The following is a 20,769-nucleotide window of genomic DNA, read 5'->3' on the forward strand; positions in this document are numbered from 1 at the left end:
TTTATGATTATAGTTAGCAGGTTTTATTTCATACGTTTGTTTCCGGCACATCGTTTAGAACAATACACTACGTTATCCCAATTCTTTTCCCATTTCTTCCGCCAAGTAAAGGGTCTGTTGCAAACTGGGCACATTTTGCTTGGTAAATCAGACTTCTTCATTTTCAGATAATTTGGTTAAAAAAATTGTCGCGCTGTCTTTCATTGCATCGATATTTTCATCTTTCATTCGGCCATACGTTTTATACATCATTGCCATTCTGGGATTGCCGCTTAGCTTTTCTTTGTGCTTATCAATAAAATGCCAGTATAAGTAATTGAAAGGGCAAGCTTTAGGACCTGTTTTTTTACTAACTTGATAACCGCAGTTTTTGCAGTAGTTCGACATTTTATTAATATAACTGCCACTTGCGACATAAGGTTTGCTCGCGAGTTGGCCACCATCACTGTATAAAATCATGCCTGCTACATTAGGCAGTTCTACCCACTCGTACGCATCTGCATAAACCAGTAAATACCACTGCTGAACCTCTTCGGGTGACAACCCCGTTAAAAGACAAAAATTCCCCAATACCATTAGTCGCTGAATATGGTGCGCATACGCGTTCGCTTGTGTTTCCTTTATGCATTGGCGCATGCAATTCATATTCGTTTGACCATCCCAAAAGAAATCGGGGAGTGAGCGATTATGGTTGAAATAATTGTCACTCTTAAGACCTGGCATGAAGTGCCAATAGAACCCTCTAACAAATTCTCGCCATCCCAGTATTTGTCGTATAAAACCTTCAACTGAGTTAAGCGGCGCAGTGCCGGCGTAGTATGCTGACTCCGCTGCATCAATAGCTTCTTTTGGGCTTAGCAAACCACAGTTCAAATAAAACGCGATATGGGAATGATATAACCAAGGTTTGCCTTCCACCATGGCATCTTGGTACTGGCCAAAATGGGGTAACCTTTCTTCAATGAAGTCGCTCAGAACCGTTAGCGCATCGTCTCGGGTAACGGCAAAATGAAAGGGGCTAATGTCACCGAAATGATTGCTGAACTCGTTTTCAACTAAATTAATTACACCTTGGGTGATCGCATCTATTTTAAATTGCGTGTGCGAAGGCACAGTTGTACCCGCCGGCATGGGCTCTCGGTTTTGAGCGTCGTAATTCCATTTCCCGCCAATAGGGCTTTTATCTTCCATCAAGATGCCATGTTTTCTCCGCATCTCTCGATAGAAAAACTCCATACGTAACTGCTTTCTGTCATGGGCCCAATCACTAAATTCTTGGGGAGTGGCTAGAAAACGAGCGTCATTAATAATACTGACAGGCACACCTAGGGTTTGCTCCCATTGCTGCATGCTTTTTAGCAACCGATATTCACCCGGTGAAGTTACTTTAACATTGTCAAACTCGCCGCTTGCTAGCGCATGCTTTACCTGTGCTAGCAAACTGCCTTGGTTTACCTCATCGTTATACTCAATATAATTGACGTTAAAATTATCTTCCTTTAACGCTTTTGCGAAATGTCGCATGGCACTAAAAAGAAAAACAATTTTCTTTTTATGATGCTTAACGTAAGTGGCTTCTTCACGCACTTCAGCCATAAGTACAGTATCTTTCGTTTTTGTCGCATTTTCTAAAATAGGCAGATTGTGAGTAAGCTGGTCACCTAAAATAAGTATTAAAGAAGACATGGCTACCCTACTCTTTTAAAGCCTGAAACGCATCTAGAGCCCGCTGCCTCGATGCTTTTAAATCTACGATGGGTTTAGGGTAAGTATCTCCTAAATGTACGCCCGCATCTTTAGCGATAACCGGAGGCGCATCCCAGGGTTTATGAATGTATTTATCGGGAAGGTTGGCAAGTTCAGGGCAGTACTTTCTTACATACTTACCTTGTTTATCGAACTTCTCACCTTGTAGTAACGGATTGAAAATTCTGAAATACGGTGCAGCGTCGGCGCCGGTACCGGCTACCCACTGCCAACTTGCAGTATTGCTGGCTAAATCAGCATCTACTAGGCAGTCCCAAAACCAGCGTTCGCCTTCGTGCCAGCTAATAAGAAGGTTTTTAACCAAGAACGACCCTACAATCATACGTACACGGTTGTGCATATACCCGGTTTGCCACAGCTCTCGCATACCCGCGTCAACAATAGGGATACCAGTCTGCCCCTTTTGCCAGGCTTTAAGAGATTTTGCATCACTGCGCCAATTGAACTTATCAAATTTATCATTAAAGTTTTTGTTCGGTATGGTTGAAAAGTGGTACAGCAAGTAATAACTGAACTCACGCCAGCCCAACTCACTTAAATATGTGTCTATACTTTTATCTTCACTGGTTTCAAACCTGTCTTTTATGGCATACCACACTTGATTGGGCGAAACCTCGCCAAAGTGCAGATGAGGTGATAGATGAGACGTTCCATTCATTGACGGAATATCACGGGCATCTTTATATTGGCGCGCAGAGTGCTCAATAAAACCCTGTAAATTGTCAGCAGCGCCATCTTCTCCTGGTTTCCAATGGTTTTTAAAATCACTGTCCCAATCAAGTGACGGAAGTAAGTTAAGGGCGTCTATACCGCACGGACTGTTAGCCTTAGCGTTTGTATTATCTTCAACATCGGCGTATGTAATTCGTGCTGGCGGTGCTTGGGGGTAGCGTGGAGGCTCAACGTTCAAGCAGCCTTTTCTATAATAAGGGGTAAATACTCGATATGGCGTACCATCCTTCTTAAGCACTTTCATCGGTTCCCACAGTAAGCTCCCATTAGTACTGTGCGCCTCAAAGTCATTATCTAAGAGCTGCTTTTTAATCGCTTTATCACGATTAATTTGCCAAGGTTCATAACAGCGATTCCAATAAATTCCCTTAGCATCATAGGTTTCCATTAACTCTGGGATCAGGGTTTTAGGGTCGCCTTTGAACACCCTTAAATGGCCATTTAATCTATCGTTCAGTGAATGTAGCGAATGATGTAACCACCAATTGCTAGCACCTCCTAGTACTCTGCCATCGGGTGCATCATCATCGTAGATATAAATCGGGATTATTTTTCCTTCATCACAGGCTGCGTTTAACGCGGGGTTGTCTTTTACTCTAAGGTCCTGTCTGAACCACATTATCGACACTGGCACTGTCACTGTTAACCCTTTTTTTGAACAATTTATAAACACTTAAGCATGCACATGATACGATAATCGCTAAAAGCAGGATCCGTCTACCCCTAAAAAAGGTATAAGGGAGGGAACCCTATGATACTGGATAATCATGTGATGCGTGATTCGACAAAACGCACTAGAGGCCTGTTTTGGTTTCGCCACGACTTGCGTTTTCACGACCAAGTGGCGCTATCATCGCTTTGTCAGCAGGTCGACGAATTGACTCTGCTTTACATAATTGATGACAGCTGGTTTGTACCAAACGCTTACGGTATTCAACCTGTTGGTGAACATCGTTTTAATTTTGTTATAGATACAATAGAAGCATTAAACGAAAAAGCGAGCACTTTGGGTCACTCTATTTTGACTTTAAAAGGCCAAACACCTGAACTACTGGTGTCATTACTCTCATCCAATGCCTATACGCACTTTGGGGTGACCGAACACGGCGGCTATAACGAGCGCCGAGAAGTTGAAGCGGTTTCGCGTTTTTTCCCCAATATTGAAATAGTAACAGGCGAAGCTAGCTCGCTGTTTAATCAAGAAGACCTCCCTTTCAATCTTGAAATTATGCCGGATGTCTTTACACCGTTTAAACGCAAAATTGAGTCTGTGATAAAGCCGTGTGAACCTGTGGCGACGTTAACTGCATTACCTAGGTCTTATACGCCAGATATAGACACTAAAAGCCTATATAAGCTCAATAGTTGCCCACACCGTAAACAGACAGAAGGCGCCTTCGTTGGAGGCGAAGACGCGGCGCTCTCTCACTTAAATAGTTATCTATTCGAATGGAAAGTGGCTGCAAGTTATAAAGAAACACGAAACGCGTTAGATAGTTGGCGAGAAAGTACAAAACTATCGCCATGGTTAGCCACAGGTGCGCTCTCGGCGCGGTACGTAATCCAAGAAGTAAAAAAGTACGAGCGAGATGTGGTTAAAAATGATTCAACCTATTGGATTCATTTTGAGTTGCTTTGGCGTGAGTATTTTTACTGGCTTCAACAAAAGTTTGGACCAAAGTGGTTTCAATTCGATGGTATTAAATCAAAAATGCCAAACACTACCCACGACGCTCAAATATTCGGTGGCTGGTGTAACGGGAAAACAGGGTACCCCATTGTTGACGCGTGTATGCGTCAACTGGCCGCTACGGGTTATATGTCTAATCGAGGTCGACAATTGGTGGCAAGTTGCTTTGTGAACGAATTAAGGCAAGATTGGCGCTATGGTGCGGCTTGGTTCGAGAGCCAATTATTAGATTATGATGTGGCTAGTAATTGGGGAAATTGGCTGTACCTAGCGGGCGTAGGTACAGACCCAAGAGAGAACCGGCAGTTTAATTTGCAGAAACAAACCGAAATCTACGACCCGAAAGGAGAGTTCTGTGCAAAATGGTTAGACTAACGCCATTACTTTTCCCATAAAAATACGTAATAAGTCTGCCTTTTCTCAGGTTATGCGTAGCCTGCAAGACGTAAATCCAGCTATTTTGGTTACGTGTAACCCTGCTAAGGCTAGGGAAAACGGGTTATCGGTTATTTTTGCGTAACCACTCATTAAGTAATTTAATTTGGCCACATTTATAAGCGGCATACATTAAACGTACTGAGTTAGAAACGGCTTCACTATCGCTCCACCCTGTTTTCTCTCGAATTTCGTCATAGCAGAGCTTAGCTTCAGGGGAAACATAGCCTCTGACCAGCTTTTTTCCTGCATCTCGTTGACGTTCTCGGAAGCGACGCTGCTTATCAGCATTCGCTTTTGCCTTTTCTTTTACTGTACTGTTGTTCGTATTTTCTGTCATAGTAATCACTGGCTCGTTAGTAGTTCGAGTTTAACACGCGTTTTTATTTAGAAAAATGACTGTTCGGAGTTGTTTAGCGTACAAGTGTTCGCTAAATTAGCAGCGCGAATTTAAAAAACAACGAGTTGGGAATGTCAGACAGAAAAAATAGTTTTAACAAAGAAGATTTATTAGCATGCAGCCGCGGTGAAATGTTCGGTCCTGGTAACAGCCAACTCCCCGCCCCTAACATGCTGATGATGGATCGTGTCGTTTCTATTACTGAAGATGGCGGTGAACATGGGAAAGGCGAAATAATTGCAGAGTTAGACATTACGCCAGATCTTTGGTTTTTCGATTGCCACTTCCCAGGTGACCCTGTAATGCCTGGTTGCTTGGGATTAGATGCCATGTGGCAGCTGGTCGGATTTTTCTTAGGTTGGTGTGATGGACCAGGCAAAGGTCGTGCTCTTGGCGTCGGTGAAGTGAAATTCACAGGGCAAATACTGCCTACTGCCAAAAAAGTTACTTACAAAATCACCATGAAGCGTGTTATCAAACGTAAGCTATTCATGGGAATGGCGGATGGTTCTGTTGAAGTAGATGGAAGAGAAATCTACGTCGCGAAAGATCTTAAAGTAGGTTTGTTCCAAGACACATCTAACTTCTAATAAACGTAAAGCGTCAAAACGATAAAAGCCCCATTACTGGGGCTTTTTCATTGCTTAATCACTTTTTAAGAGAGAAGACGTTATTTAACACTAAGACCTACGTGCCTGTCTTCTACCGCCTCGCGCCAGCCTCCTAACCATTCCGACCGAGCGTCATTCTGTTGAAAAGGACAAATATCCTTTGAACGACCGCTAATACCAGCTTGATACCCTTTTGAGTGGGCGCGTGTCAGTTTATCTCTTTTTTGTCTTTTCATTGATTAGCCTCTTTAACTTTGTAGGATGTGCTACAAATTCTCTCTCGGGCCCAATACATCGTTTTTCAATTGATAGTGGCGGAAAAGTCATTGTGCACACTACTGTGATAGTGCAATGTGCAAAATGGTTCAACACAATTATTGTAAAGAGAGCATTGACATTTGGTAATGCAATGAAATATAGATGAATTTTATATTACACTTTTTAGGCATATATATTTCAATTTTTAAATCCTTTAGCAATAAAAAAGGCCGCTAAAAACGAGCGGCCTTTGAAAAATAACTAAAAATAGAGCGAATTGATTATTTCTTCAATTTACGACGGAAAATGGCCAGTAAACTTAGCGCCATTAACCCAAAGAAGCTCGTAGAAGCACCGCTGCGCTCAAAGTTGTCATCTACTTCATCACCGTCTTCATCAATACTACAATCGTCGATGGCGCCGCCAGTAGGTGATAGTTTCACCGCGACAATAGCATCAACCTCTATGGTTTCACCTGCTGAGTTAATCACATCAGCACCCGTCACATATTTGCTGGTGGATCGAATACGCGCATTAGCGATAATTTCATCATTATCGTTAATATCGATAGCTTCTAGCAACGTGTATTCACTGTCACACGGCGTTAAGTCGTTTAAATCCAGAAACTCTTCAGTATCAATATTGAACATGAACGCGTGTGTCTCACGAACAGTATCGGATGTCGCATCAAAGTCAGATTTACCTACAATAATATTATTATTATTGATGGCATTCGCTTGAACACCGGCAGTGGCAAAGAAACCGTCGGGGTATAATTGCTCAGTGGTATCTAAGTTGTATGCGAATAAACGAGAACGTGCAATATCACTCGATTCACGCAACACTGCACCTGCTACCCAGTTGTTATCGTTAATCGCCATCGCTTGGCTAAGTAAGTTTTCTTCTCTCGGAAGGAGCTCTTGTGTTTCACCGTCTCTATATACGGTGGCAACACGCTCGCTTTCATTTAAGCCTGAAGAGTTAGGGCGTGTAATAGTAACCGCATCACCCGTTAACGCTTCACCCACCGCAATACCTTGTTCATTAATGTCATAGGCATAAGAAAAGTAATGTGAGGTGTCGTCTTCTTCCGGCGTGAAAAGTAATGGGAATGTGTCAGTGCTTATCACATCGCCGTTGACATCTAATTGCCAAATAGTCGCGTTGACTTCCGATGAAAGAATGAAACCCGATAAAAAGCTAGTGGAGTTTGTTACGAAGTAACTAGATATACGTGGTACGTTAAATTCACCACCGTAAATACTGAAATAACAGCGGCCTTCCGGTAAATCACCACGAGTTTCGTCGTCTTCACAAGTTTCGACTGCTTCATCAACCGTATCTAAAAAACTAACGGTACTGAAACCAGCGACTTGTAGATTTTGATTCACAGCACGTGCTGACGAGAAGCCACCTAAGGTGTCATCAACGGCTGGAATAACTTTTGATGACCCACTGCTAGTTTGAACAAACGCTTGCTGCGGTAATTCTGAGTAGGTGTAATTGATGGTATTACCATCTTCGTTTTCATATTCATCCAAAACAACTACGCCTGGAGAATCACCAACAATAAAATTACCGCTTACGCTATCTCTTCCGCCTGCTTCAACAGATTGGGTGTAATCATCAAATTTGTCGGTTACTTCATCTAAACCAGGCACCAAGTCTATATCAGTGGTATCGGTTAAATAGGTTCTGAAGCTCGCTAGCTTCTGACCTGTTGAACTGTCTTGGTTTGAAAGAAGAAAGTTAACGACTAAGGTATAATCAGCATCAGTAAATACACCTTGTACTGCATCATCTTCGTTTTCAAGAGACCCTGAAAACGTGGTAAAGAAACTGGTATCTTCTTCTAGCTGTTCTACATCAACAGGCGGGTTAAATTCCAATTGCACCATTGATAACATTTTGCCGGTATTATCAATTGAACGAGCGAAGGTATTTTGACCAACATCCTGCAAAGGAAGTGGTGTCACGGTGTAGGTTTCGGCGACTGCCGAAACACTACCTGTTGCCAACAGAACGGCGACGGCAAGCTGAGTTCGTTTCATCTAAAATCCTATTTACTGCTGATTATCTTCCAGCATACTTTCTAATTCATCCCAGCGCGCATATTTATGGGATAAGGCTTGTTCTTTCTCTGCTAACAGAGCTAAGGTTTGTGCAGTTTCGTCGTTCCCTTTTTTAAAGAATTCAGGGTCGTTAACTAACAACTGCATTTCCGCTAATTCATTTTCATACTGCTCAATATCTGCAGGCAGCGATTCAAGTTCGCGTTGATCTTTATATGATAACTTTTTCGTCTTACGGGGAGAAGACTTAGCACTAGGACTATTCGAACTTAAATTAGTTTCATTCTTTACTTTGGCTTTTTCGTCTTTAATAACTTGCTGACGTTTTGCATTTTGATCTTTGTACCAGCTCTCTACGTCAGTGAAGCCTCCAATAAACTCCCGTAAAAAGCCTTCGCCTTCAAATACGACACAACTATTAGCAACATTATCGACGAATTCCCTATCATGGCTTACGAGCAATACCGTGCCCGCATATTCATTTAACAGGGTTTCTAACATCTCTAGTGTTTCAACATCAAGATCGTTTGTTGGTTCATCAAGCACTAATAAGTTACTGGGCTTAAGCATTAGCTTGGCCAGCATTAGCCTGTTTTTCTCTCCACCAGATAATGACTTTACCGGCGCATTAACCCGCTCAGGTGAAAACAAATAATCTTGTAAATAGCTAATGACGTGTCTTGGGTGCCCGTTAACCATAAGGTCACGTTTACCATCACCTACAGCATCAATAACCGTTTGTTCCAAATCTAAGCCATGGCGATGTTGGTCAAAATAAGCCACTTCAAGGTTAGTACCTTGCTTACAGTTACCGTTATCGGGTGTTAGTTCTCCGAGCAACAACTTAATGAGGGTACTTTTACCACTACCGTTCGGCCCAACAAGTGCAAGTTTATCGCCACGTAGTACATTAAGGTTTAATCCCTTCACAATTTGATTACCGCCAATGGCGTAGTCTAAATCGGTTACTTCAAACACCATCTTGCCCGAGCGTGTACCCTGGTGCTGGCTTACTACTGCGTTCCCTTGTACCGCGCGTCTTGCTTTACGCTCATCACGCAGTTTCTTCAATGCCCTTACACGGCCTTCATTACGAGTACGGCGAGCCTTTATGCCTTGACGGATCCACACTTCTTCTTGCGCAAGCTTCTTATCAAACTCGGCATTATGGGCAGCTTCTACTTCAAGGTCTTGCTGCTTTTTCTCTAGGTAGGTTTCGTAGTTACCTGGGTAACTGGTTAATCCACCCCGGTCTAAATCAACAATACGGGTTGCCATATTTCGGATAAAGGCCCTATCGTGACTTACAAATACAATAGCGCCATTGTAATTAGATAAACTGCTTTCCAACCAACGAATCATTTCAATATCTAAATGGTTGGTAGGTTCGTCAAGCAACAGTAAATCGGGAGAACGAACCAAAGCGCGTGCTAATGCCGCTTTACGGCGCCATCCACCTGATAATGTCGATAATGAAATATCAGGCTCTAGTTTAAGCATGGTGAGCGTTTGTTCTATTTGCTGCTCAAATTGCCATGCATCACGGGCTTCCAAGGTTTCCTGCAAAGTTTGCAGACGATTTAAGTTAGCTTCACTAGGATCTTCAGCCACCAATTTGGTTTGGTGATGATAGGCTTTAATGGTGTCGCCTACATCTGCTAAGCCTTCAGCAACGTAATCGAAAAGGGTCACATCTGTGGTTTGCGGCGGATCTTGCTCTAATCGAGCAATTATCGTGTCGCTTTCTATAATGCGCTGGCCATCGTCGGCTATTACATCACCTGATATCACTTTCATTAGTGTGGATTTACCACTGCCATTTCGGCCTACTAAACACACGCGTTCTTTGGGTTGAACAATCAGTTCAACGCCATCTAATAAAGGGGGGGTACCGTAGATAACAGTGATGTTCTTTAACTGCAATATACTCACTGTAAGAATGTCTCCAATGCGTTGGTATCAAATGGCCAGCCGATTTCGGCGCCATTGTCTTCCCGTTTCAATACAGGAATGCGAGCACCGTATAAATGATACAAATCGGTGCTATCACGAATGTTTACTTTTTCCACCGTTAACGAAGAAAACTGCTGTGTATTAGCCAACTCAATGTCGGCCAAATCGCATAAACTACACTGAGGCCCTGTGTAAAACACTATTTTCATAAAGCTTCTCTTGATAACGGTTCTTTTGGTAACGCTTCCTTTGATAACGAAAGGATCCAGCACTTATGAATGTTTCCGCGCCGAGAAAAGTCTTCAGGTATGGTTTCCTGAGTAATATTTTCAATACTGAAACCTAATCCTTCTAACGCCTCTTCATCTAACTTGAAGCCACGTTTATTGTTAGAGAAAATTAACGTACCGCCCTCATTTAGACAGTTTCTCGCATTCGTTAGCATAGTAACGTGATCGCGCTGTACATCCCACGTGCTTTGCATACGCTTAGAATTTGAAAACGAAGGTGGGTCGATAAAAATTAAATCGTATTTACCTTTATGATCGCCTAACCATGACGTGCAATCAGCTTGAACAAAAGCATGTGGCCCATTTAGCTTGTTAAGCGCCACATTCTTTTTCGCCCAGTCTAGATAGGTGTTAGACATATCAACGGTGGTCACTGATTTCGCGCCACCTTTAGCTGCAAACACAGACACACTGCCAGTGTAAGCAAACAGGTTAAGTACATCTTTACCTTTCGCAAGCTGCATAACTTTTTGACGGGTGTTTCTATGATCTAGAAATAAGCCCGTATCTAGATAGTCAGTCAAGTTCACCAATAAGCGCGCACCGTTTTCGTACACTTCCATCATGGTGCCAGACTGGTTAATTTTTTCGTACTGCTTAGTACCCTTTTGCTGGCTGCGTACTTTAAGCACTATTTGCTTAGGCGATATGCCTGTAACAGTAGGCAAATAAAGCAATACTTCTTGCAAGCGTTTACGGGCTTTGTCTTCCGACACAGTTTTAGGCGGTGCGTATTCTTGTACTACTAACCAATCGCCGTACCTATCAATGGCCACGTTGTAATCGGGCAAATCGGCATCGTAGATACGGTAGCAGTTAGTATCAACTTTGTTGATCCAAGCCTTCATTTTCTTAAGGTTTTTCTTTAGGCGATTGGCAAATTCGTGATTCGACGCATCTTCAGTAAATTGAACTGTGTTTTCTTCGCTTAACACATAGTTCACTAAACGGCACTCTAGCTTACCGTTATTCATGCCGTAGTCTTTGGTTGCTCGTAATTTTAATACACGCAATAAATCACGGTTGCTGCTAAGCAATGATACGTGCCAGCCTTTCCATGCTTCTTTAAAACGCTTACCCCATTCGCTGAAAAGCGGGATAAGTGCTGTTAGCTCGCCCAAACGTTCACCATAAGGGGGGTTAGACACCATATATCCTGGAGTCGCAACCGGCGGTGACGACTTAGTGGCGTCTTGGTTGCTGAATTTAATATCGTTAAACACGCCCGCATAGTCGGCATTGTCTTTTGCAATGGCAATCATTCTGCGGTTGTAATCGGCAGCGAAAATTTCACTTTTGCTTTCTGTTTGATTCGAAATAGCATCATTTACCAACGAATCCCAGTATGCGGCATCGTGGCTTAACCACTGACTAAAGCCCCAATACTCACGCTTTATGCCAGGGGCAATATTACGTGCCATGAAGGCCGCTTCTATGGCGATAGTACCCGAGCCACACATCATGTCAGCAAGGGGCTTGTCCATGTTTTCGGTCCAGCCACTGCGCATTAACATGGCGCAGGCAATATGTTCTTTAAGTGGTGCATCACCCGTTTCTTGACGATATGAACGTTGGTGCAAACTTGCGCCGGCCATATCAAGACCAATAATCACATTGTCTCGTTGAAGTCTGGCGTAAACAGGGAAATCAGGCATTTTGCGCTCAACCGATGGGCGAGCTTGTCCCTCTTCTACGAATTGGTCGACAATGGCATCTTTAATTCTTACCGCGCCAAACTGCGTGTTTTTAATTTCGTAGTTAGTACCAATAAATTGCACTGATAACGTATGGCGAGATTCCATATGCATCTGCCAATCAATATCCATGGCTGTCTTATACAACTCTTCAGCATTTCCTGCCTTTCCTGTGCCTAAGATCCAAATAACGCGGTTGGCCAAACGAGACCAAAGACAAAGTTTATAAGCGTCTTCTTTGCTTCCTTCAAACTGCAACATGCCCGGAGACTGTTTAATTTCTGCACCTGGGCACAAATTGAGTATTTCTTGCTTAAGGAGTTCGTCAAGACCGCGGCTGGTTGTTGCCAGAATAGTATTCATTCAATTACCTGATAGAGCGTGTGATTATTGCCACACGCTTGAGTGTATAAAACTGTAATGTGTCGCTTTCGCTAATTATAGCGCTTTTACAATGCGTTTAACGAGGTCGGGCCCCTGATAGATGAATGCAGAGTATACCTGAACTAGTGATGCTCCTGCATCTAAACGTGCTTTTGCGGTTTCAGGAGAATCTATACCGCCCACGCCTATGATAGGAATAGCTCTATCAAGAGCACTAGATAGTTTTTTTGTTACGTTCAAGCTCATGTCGGTAAGGACAGAACCGCTCAGTCCACCCATTTCATCAGCATGCTTTAACCCCTGAACAGCATCACGAGAAAGTGTGGTATTGGTGGCAATAACGCCATCCATTTTGCTGGCGAGCAAAGATTGCGCAATGCTTTGTATTTCGCCATCTGATAAGTCTGGCGCAATTTTGATAAACAAAGGTACGTATTTACCGTGAGTTTGAGTAAGGGTTTCTTGTGCCGCTTTTAGGCCTACCAATAATGCATCAAGGGCTTCACCATACTGGAGGTTTCTCAGCCCAGGAGTATTGGGTGAAGAAATATTGATAGTTACATAACTGGCGTAAGGGTAAACCTTATTCAGACAAATAAGATAATCGTCGAGGGCCTTCGCATCGTCTGTATCTTTATTTTTTCCTATATTGATACCAATCGGGCCTTTAAAGTGCGCTTTTTTCACTTGAGAAACTAAGTGATCAACCCCTTTATTATTAAAGCCCATTCGATTGATAATTGCCTGTTTTTCAGGAATGCGAAATAAGCGAGGCTTAGGGTTACCCATTTGTGGGCGAGGTGTAACCGTACCAATTTCTACAAAACCAAAACCCATTTCAGCAAACGCATCTATACAATCACCATTTTTGTCTAAGCCTGCCGCCAACCCCACAGGATTATCAAAGGTTATACCTGCAATCGTCACTGGCTTTTGGATTGTCGTGGTGCTGTAAGCCCACTTCAACGGCGTGTGTTGCGTTTTATTTAACCAGTTGATTGTAAAGTCATGGCTTTTTTCGGGTTCGCATTGAAGCAACAGTTTTTGCACTAATGATTGCATAGGTGTTTGTTTTCGCTTGTATTTGGTATAAAAAAGCCCTGATTTACAGGGCTTCGTCATTTTTGATAGCGTGTATTCTAATGGCTAGACTTCACGCTTAAAAGCATCAATTCACGTAATGCGACAGAAAATTTCGCAAATTCATGGGTTGAGCTAGTCTTAAACTCTGACATCATATGATACCAGCGTTTCAACAACACTTGGTTGCTCTGCATCCAATCTTCCAAAATTTTGTCTGCATCGCTGGCCTCTGGGTTTATTTGAAGTAGATTAGCGGCAATTGAACGTTGCTGCCAATCCAGTTCTTCACGGTACGATGCGCGTGCTAGTGCTTGCCAATGGTTGCTGACTGCTTGATTGTTAATTTGATCTAAGAACCAATGCAATTCAAGTTTAGAGCCAAGCTGGAAGTACAACCGTGCGACAACATCAACACTATGTTTTTCAGCTGCAACAATGTGTGCTAGGTCGAAACTAGAGAACATATTGGAGAAGCTAGCTACTTGATACGCGATATCCTTCGGAACGTCTTGCGACACATAGGTACTTGTTTTCTCTTCTAGCTGTGAGTATTCAGCTTCTACTAAATAGTTCTGCAGATTCTTAGACAAGTTATTGAAGGTTTCACGATAGCTTGCAATCGACTCTTCAATAGACAGGCCTTTATTGCCGTGTCTAATATACCAGCGTGCAGCGCGGCGCATAATACGGCGAGCTTCATCTAGCATCTTAAGCTGTAGCTTCGCTGAAATAACGTTATCTAAGTCTTCAATACGGTTCCAGAGCGTTTCCATATCAAAAATACCGTGCACAATAGCGTAGGCATTAGCAATATCATCAACGCTGGCACCGGTTTCTTCCTGAATACGAAAGACAAAGTTAAGCCCCATATCGTTAACCATATTATTGGTCAATTTAGTGGCAATAATTTCACTTCTAAGTGGATGCTGCTGCATATGTGTACTGAATTTTTCACGCAACACCTTAGGGAAAGCTTGAAGCAACAATTTACCGTGATAAGGGTTATCAGTGATTTCAGGGATATTTAATGCATCTTTCAATACCATTTTGCCGTAGGCAATCAAAACACTAAGTTCAGGTCGCGTAAGACCACGATCTGACGCCACTCTATCCGAAATTTCGTCATCACTCGGAATGAACTCAAGCTCTCTGTTAAGTTGACCTTCACGCTCTAAACCGTGAATAAAGCGAAGCTGTTCTTTCAATAAGCTTACGCCCGACATCTCAGTAATCGAGATAGATTGAGTTTGGCGATAACAATCTTTAATCACAATACGCGATACGTCATCGGTCATGTCGTGCAGCAAATTGTTACGCTGTTTAACTGTAAGTTCACCGTCGTTAACCACGCTGTTAAGCAAGATTTTGATATTAACTTCGTTATCGGAGCAATCAACTCCCCCTACATTATCGATGAAGTCGGTGTTTACGCGTCCGCCGGAAGCAGCATATTCAATTCGACCTAACTGCGTTAACCCTAGGTTACCGCCCTCACCTACAATTTTGGCTTGCACGTCTTTGCCGTTTAAACGTAAGTCATCATTAGCTCTGTCGCCCACTTCCGCATGCGACTCTTTTGAGCTCTTAACGTAAGTCCCGATACCACCATTCCAAAGCAAGTCCACAGGCATTTTTAAAATGTTATGGATAAGTTCGTTTGGCGTCATCGACATCTGACGGGTGCCTAACCACTTTTTCATTTCTGGGGTAAGTTTAATCGACTTCGCGGAACGACTAAAGATACCGCCACCTTTTGAAATCAATGTTGAATCGTAATCTTCCCAACTTAATCGTGGGTTTTCGAACAATCTAGCGCGCTCTTTGTAACTTGCAGCTGCATCGGGGTCTGGATCGAAGAAAATATGTAAATGGTTAAACGCCGAAATTAATTTGGTGTGCTTAGATAAAAGCATACCATTACCAAAAACATCTCCCGCCATATCCCCCACGCCCACCGCAGTGAATTCTGTGGTTTGGCAATCGATACCGATTTCACGGAAGTGACGTTTAACAGACTCCCATCCGCCACGCGCAGTAATACCCATCTTCTTATGGTCATAACCGACGCTACCACCTGATGCAAAGGCATCCCCTAACCAAAAACCGAATTCATCAGCAATACCGTTGGCAATATCAGAGAAGGTAGCGGTACCTTTATCGGCCGCCACAACCAAATACGGGTCATCTTCGTCTAGTCGCACTACATCTTTTGGTGGTACAACTTCACCGTTTACAATGTTATCGGTGATATCTAGCAAACTGGTAATAAAGGTGCGATAGCACGCTTGACCTTCAGCCTGTATGGCTTCTCTGCCCTCACCAACGGGCAGCTTTTTACAAACAAACCCACCTTTCGCGCCAACAGGTACAATAACCGTATTTTTTACTTGCTGTGCTTTTACTAAGCCTAAAATTTCAGTCCGGAAATCTTCTTGGCGATCAGACCAACGAAGTCCGCCACGGGCAACCTTGCCACCGCGTAAATGCACACCCTCTAAACGTGGGCTATACACAAATATTTCAAATTTAGGCAGTGGCAATGGCATATCAGGGATCATTTCTGGCAGCATCTTAAATGACACATAAGATTTTTCATTGCCTGCTTCATCGGGCTGATAGAAGTTAGTTCGAAGGGTTGCCGACATCATATCTAAATAACGACGAATAATTCTGTCGTCATCTAAGTTACTAACACTGTCTAATTGGGTTTTAATATTCTCAAGTAACGCTTCTTCTTTCTTCGCATTACGTTTCTTCTTCGGATTAATGCGCTGGTCGAAAAACTCCACTAGCAAGCGGGCAATATCAGGGTAATTCGCCAAGGTGTTCGCAATGTAATCACGACTGAATGAACTACCGGTTTGACGCATGTATTTTGCGTACGCACGTAAAATAGTGACTTTACGGCCCGTTAAATTAGCACCCAAAATTAAGCGGTTGAATGCATCGTCTTCTAAATCGTTATTCCACACTTTCGCAAAAGCTTCTTGGAATAAAGTCTGTGCGCGCTCCATGTCAAAATGTTGGCCACTTTTGTGCAACATAGTGAAATCCATCACCCAGTTTCTAAAACCATCTGGGCAGGTGATTTTATAGGGGCTTTCATCAATGACGCGCAAACCAAAGTTCTCAAGCATAGGCAATACATCAGAAAGATGAATAGGCTCAGCACGATGGAACAACTTGAGCTTCACTATTTGGCTGTCAGACTGCTCTTCTTGAGGACGATAAAACAGCATGTCGAGAGTATGATCATCATCTAACTGTTCAATTTTGCCGATATCAACAAGGGCATCACCCGGTAAGTTCTGTTCCATATAGCTACGTGAAAACGCATTGCCATATTTGCGCTCAAGGGCTTTACCCTGCGCTTCACCGTGTGCTGCTGAAATAGATGAAGCTAATCGATCGCTCCACGTTTTAGTTAGTTCAATAATATTGCGTTCTATTTCCTTCACATCAAATTCCGCGTTGTTGTCGTTGACCCTGGCAATGTAATGCGTGCGTGCATACACAGATTCAGAAAAGAACGTAGTAAATTCAACTTCTTCTTTAGCACCTAACGAGGCTTTTAATAGCGCTTGGGTGTCTACACGTAGTTGCGTGTTGTAACGCTCACGAGGTACAAATACCATACATGAGAAGAAGCGACCAAAGACATCTTTACGAATAAATAAGCGTGAAATACCCCGCTCTTGCATTTGGAATATACCCATCACTATTTGGGCTAATTCTTCTGCGGGTGTTTGCAGTAGCTCATCACGTGGATAAGTTTCAACAATATTCACAAAGGCTTTAAACGCATGGGTGCCTGGCTCATAGCCAGATAAATCACATATACGCTGAATCTTTTCTCTCAGCATAGGAAGTTGCGTCACACTTTGGTTATAGAAAGACGCTGAATAGAGGCCAAGGAAGCGATGCTCACCAATAACTTGCCCATCTTTGTTAAACGCTTTTACACCAACATAATCCATATAAGCAGGACGATGAACACGAGCACGAGAGTTTGTTTTCGTTAAAATTAACGGGCTTTGGCTTAGTGCCTCTGCTCTTGCACTGGAAGGTAATTTCGACAATAGGCGCTCTCTGTCATTAACAGAGTTCTTTAATAAACCTAAACTAGTATCGTTAGACGGTATCCAGCGATGGTCGCCCTCTATGGCCTTCACTTCGTAATAACGATAGCCCATCATGGTAAAGTTATGGTCGCTTAACCATTGCAAATAAGCTTTGGTTTGTTTCTTTTCATCAGTCGATACAGGCCAGTTTAGTTTCGTACTGTCTTTAACCACTGTTTCTAACTTAGTGGTCATTTCTTGCCAATCTTTAACCGCCAACGACACTTCGTCTACCACTGAGTGTAATTCTTTCGTTAATTCATCAATGTCTTTTTTCGCACTTTGATGATCAACCTCGATAAATATCACTGTTTCTTTTCGGGTGTTTTCAACTGTCTTGCCAGGCTCGGCAAACTCGGCCACTTGGTTTTTACTATTTCGTTTTATTCCAATTGGGCTATGCAAAAATAAATGTGCAGTAATGTTTAATCGGTTGAGTGACATACGCACCGAATCGACAAGAAACGGCATGTCCCTAACAATTATTTCAACAATGGTATGGCTTGAGTGCCAGCCATGCTTTTCTATTTCTGGGTTGAAGACACGAATGTAAGGTGCTGAATTATCGAATTTTGCAAGCCCGTTCCATAAGCTTAAAGTGGCACCGTATAAATCGCTGTCGTTACGATCTTCTAAGTCATCACTAGAGATATTTTTATACAACAGGCGTCCGAATTGCTGCACGAGTGACTTCTGCTGGGCATCCACCTTTTTTTCAATGAGTGCAAATACATTATCTAGCAGTACTGAGTGTCGCTGTGAGGTGACTGTCATTAGTTAACCTTATAAATGTCGTAAGTGCTAAGTTGCGCGGCTATTTTCGCTAAAACTGAGAGGTATTAAAAGCCCCTTTTTAACCTTATATTAACAGCATAGATAACTATGCAAAAAACACCTATAAAAAAAGGCCTTACGGCCCTTTTTTATGATTAGCTATGCAAAAATATTATGCACCGGGGTCATTTCTATTCCACCACAAGAATCTTGCCAGTGCTGGAAGTACGATAATTGCTCCTAACATATTAACCACGAACATAAAGGTCAACAAAATACCCATATCCATTTGGAATTTAAGTGAAGAGAATACCCAAGTACTTACCCCTATTGCCAAAGTAATACCGGTGAACAGTACGGCACTACCTCGCTCTTTTAAGGCAGCTAAATAAGCTTCTTGAACCGTAGCACCTTGTTTAAGCATAAGGCTCTTTGTCGATAAGATATAAATACCATAATCAACACCGATACCCACACCTAATGCAATAACTGGTAAGGTTGATACTGTAAGACCAATTTGCAGATACGTCATTAGTGCTTGCGCTAAAACAGACACAACATACAGTGGAATTACCACCACTAAGGTTGCACGTACAGAGCGGAAGCTAATTAAGCATAATGCGATAACGGCGCCAAATACATATACCATCATTGGATCTTGTGCAGCCTCGACCGCTTCGTTCGTTGCCGCCATCACTCCCACTGGGCCTGATGCCAGACTAAATGACATATCGTCGGTCTCATACTCAGTACGGAAATCTTTTACAGCATCTACCACACGAGAAATGGTTTCTGCTTTGTGATCTTCCATAAACAGAATAATCGGCATGACAGAACAATCACCATTTAATAAGCCAGATGAAGTTGGCACCCTTGAAATAGCTTGCACTAAGGTTTGTTGGTTACGAGGTAGAACCTGCCATTTAACATTACCTTCGTTATAACCCGCGTTAACTATCTTAGCCACTGATGCTAATGATACGGCCGACTGCACACCTGGAACGTTCTCCATTTTCCACTGAAAATCATCCATCGCTTTCATTACGCTGTGAGACGTACAAGCTTCAGGGGTGGTTTCTACCAAAATAGAGATGTAATCCACCGTGACTTCATACTTGTCAGTAATCAAGAAGGTATCTTGGTTATAACGTGAAGACTCATGAAGTGCTGGTGCACCCGCGTGCAAATCACCTATCTTCATGTTTTGTGCTTGGTAGTGCCCAAAGCCGAATAATATGGCGGTTACAATTAGAATAAAGGCTGCTGGCTTTTTACGTGAACACGCTGAAACAATAGCCCAAAAACGGGTGTTACTATTTTCTTTGCCAGCAAATTTATCAACGTACTTTTTATCAAGCTTTAAAAAGCTCATCAGTACCGGCAATAGCATAAGGTTGGTTAATATAATAACGGCAACACCCATACTTGCTGTAATGGCCAGTTCACGAATAATACCTATATCAATAACCAGTAAGGTCATAAAACCTACTGTGTCAGAAAGTAAGGCAATCCCCCCCGGCACTAATAAGCTTCTAAACGCTGCCATAGACGCACGTTTTGCACCTATTCCTGTTACCGCACGTTTTTCTACCGCGTTAATCATTTGTACGCCATGACTTACACCAATAGCGAAAACTAAGAACGGCACCAGGATGGACATAGGATCCATACCAAAGCCTAACGAAGTTAGTAGACCAAGCTGCCAGATAACTGCAATCACTGAGCACAGTAGTGGCAATATAGTCAGCATGATACTGCGAGAGAAGAAGTACACCATGATGGCCGTTATCGCGATAGCAATAGCGAAAAACAAGAGTACGTCTTTAGCGCCATCAGCCACATCACCAATCATCTTGGCAAACCCGATAATATGAATAGAAATATCTTCGTTTTCATATTCACCGCGAAGTTGCTCTTCAAGCTCAGCCGCTAAGGCAAGTGTATTTAACGGCTCACCAGTTTGTGGGTCGATATCCAATAGCTGTGCTGTCACCATGGCACAGCTGTAGTCGCTGGCTACTTGACGACCAACAATATTGGCTTTTTCAATATTGGCAGCCACTAGCGCTAAGGCCGCGGGGTTTGCTGAATTGAAGTCGGCTGGAATAACTGGCCCGCCAGCAAAGCCGCCTTCTACAATTTCAGTAAAACGGGTAGAGGGAGAAAACAATGAAATAACGAGAGAACGGTTCACACCATTTATGAAAAATAGCTGGTCGTGCACGTTCTTTAGCGTATCGAAAAAGTTCTGATTGAATATATTGTCGTTCTTATCACAAACAGAAACTAAGATATTGTTCGCACCACCGAAGTCTTGGCGATGTTCAATATAGGTTTTCATGTACTCATGATTGAGCGGAATATTTTTTTCAAAACCAGCGTCAAGTCGCATCTGCGATGCTTGAAAGCCTAAAAAAACCGTCGCGATAGCAAAAAGGGCTACCACCAATTTACGGTTAGAGAAAACAAGATGTTCAATGAAATGGGTCATAAAAGCGAAACCAC

Annotated in this window: 14 protein-coding genes; 2 read left to right on the forward strand and 12 right to left on the reverse strand. The window is 42.7% G+C overall.

Features of this window, described 5'->3' with window-relative positions; translation table 11 throughout:
* Nucleotides 1-23 precede the first annotated feature (23 nt).
* Genes KYS23_RS07565 through KYS23_RS07575 form a run of 3 tightly spaced genes read right to left on the reverse strand, consistent with a single transcriptional unit; the run spans nt 24 to nt 3,139 of the window.
* A complete protein-coding gene (locus tag KYS23_RS07565) occupies nt 24-161 on the reverse strand; it encodes a DUF2256 domain-containing protein (protein WP_082604920.1) in 138 nt (45 codons plus the stop codon).
* Nucleotides 148-1,686 (reverse strand): cryptochrome/photolyase family protein, encoded by a 1,539-nt coding sequence (locus KYS23_RS07570; RefSeq protein ID WP_218418326.1) that lies wholly within the window; start codon nt 1,684-1,686, stop codon nt 148-150. Before KYS23_RS07570 ends, KYS23_RS07565 begins: the two co-directional genes overlap by 14 nt.
* A 7-nt stretch (nt 1,687-1,693) precedes the next feature.
* Entirely contained in the window at nt 1,694-3,139 is a 1,446-nt protein-coding gene (locus KYS23_RS07575) for a cryptochrome/photolyase family protein (RefSeq protein WP_218418327.1), read from the reverse strand.
* Between the two features lie 111 nt (nt 3,140-3,250).
* On the opposite strand from KYS23_RS07575, the gene KYS23_RS07580 reads away from it, so the two are divergent.
* On the forward strand, nt 3,251-4,564 hold the full coding sequence (locus KYS23_RS07580) for a DASH family cryptochrome (RefSeq protein ID WP_159530318.1): 1,314 nt from the start codon (nt 3,251-3,253) through the stop codon (nt 4,562-4,564).
* Between the two features lie 124 nt (nt 4,565-4,688).
* Here KYS23_RS07580 and KYS23_RS07585 read toward each other — a convergent pair whose 3' ends face one another.
* Nucleotides 4,689-4,964, reverse strand: coding sequence for a hypothetical protein (locus KYS23_RS07585; RefSeq protein ID WP_159530316.1), 276 nt, complete (start codon nt 4,962-4,964; stop codon nt 4,689-4,691).
* Nucleotides 4,965-5,095: 131 nt separating this feature from the next.
* Here KYS23_RS07585 and fabA point away from each other — a divergent pair, with 131 nt between their 5' ends.
* Nucleotides 5,096-5,614, forward strand: a complete 519-nt coding sequence (fabA, locus tag KYS23_RS07590; protein WP_057791803.1) for a bifunctional 3-hydroxydecanoyl-ACP dehydratase/trans-2-decenoyl-ACP isomerase — start codon at nt 5,096-5,098, stop codon at nt 5,612-5,614.
* Nucleotides 5,615-5,694: 80 nt separating this feature from the next.
* Here the strand turns inward: fabA and rmf are convergent, their stop codons facing one another.
* From rmf to KYS23_RS07630, 8 genes are all read right to left on the reverse strand, one after another.
* Nucleotides 5,695-5,871: a ribosome modulation factor gene (gene rmf, locus KYS23_RS07595; protein WP_013784086.1), complete on the reverse strand. Its 177-nt coding sequence runs from the start codon at nt 5,869-5,871 to the stop codon at nt 5,695-5,697.
* Nucleotides 5,872-6,174: 303 nt separating this feature from the next.
* Complete coding sequence (locus KYS23_RS07600; protein ID WP_159530314.1) at nt 6,175-7,944, reverse strand: DUF3466 family protein; 1,770 nt, start codon at nt 7,942-7,944, stop codon at nt 6,175-6,177.
* Nucleotides 7,945-7,956: 12 nt separating this feature from the next.
* Nucleotides 7,957-9,897 carry an ATP-binding cassette ATPase Uup gene (gene uup, locus KYS23_RS07605; RefSeq protein WP_159530311.1) on the reverse strand — a complete coding sequence of 647 codons (1,941 nt, stop codon included), beginning with the start codon at nt 9,895-9,897 and terminating at the stop codon, nt 7,957-7,959.
* Nucleotides 9,894-10,127 (reverse strand): glutaredoxin family protein, encoded by a 234-nt coding sequence (locus KYS23_RS07610; RefSeq protein WP_159530309.1) that lies wholly within the window; start codon nt 10,125-10,127, stop codon nt 9,894-9,896. The genes uup and KYS23_RS07610 overlap by 4 nt, the downstream gene beginning before the upstream one ends.
* Complete coding sequence (gene rlmKL / locus KYS23_RS07615; RefSeq protein ID WP_218398488.1) at nt 10,124-12,265, reverse strand: bifunctional 23S rRNA (guanine(2069)-N(7))-methyltransferase RlmK/23S rRNA (guanine(2445)-N(2))-methyltransferase RlmL; 2,142 nt, start codon at nt 12,263-12,265, stop codon at nt 10,124-10,126. Before rlmKL ends, KYS23_RS07610 begins: the two co-directional genes overlap by 4 nt.
* A 75-nt stretch (nt 12,266-12,340) precedes the next feature.
* Entirely contained in the window at nt 12,341-13,348 is a 1,008-nt protein-coding gene (gene pyrD, locus KYS23_RS07620) for a quinone-dependent dihydroorotate dehydrogenase (protein ID WP_159530305.1), read from the reverse strand.
* Nucleotides 13,349-13,425: 77 nt separating this feature from the next.
* Nucleotides 13,426-18,264 carry an NAD-glutamate dehydrogenase gene (locus KYS23_RS07625; RefSeq protein ID WP_218418328.1) on the reverse strand — a complete coding sequence of 1,613 codons (4,839 nt, stop codon included), beginning with the start codon at nt 18,262-18,264 and terminating at the stop codon, nt 13,426-13,428.
* A 172-nt stretch (nt 18,265-18,436) separates the two neighbouring features.
* The gene (locus KYS23_RS07630; RefSeq protein ID WP_159530301.1) at nt 18,437-20,755 is read right to left on the reverse strand and encodes an efflux RND transporter permease subunit; all 2,319 of its coding nucleotides are present in this window, start codon (nt 20,753-20,755) and stop codon (nt 18,437-18,439) included.
* Nucleotides 20,756-20,769 lie beyond the last annotated feature (14 nt).

It is taken from the genome of Alteromonas lipotrueae, assembly GCF_019249255.1.
Classification (GTDB): domain Bacteria; phylum Pseudomonadota; class Gammaproteobacteria; order Enterobacterales; family Alteromonadaceae; genus Alteromonas; species Alteromonas lipotrueae.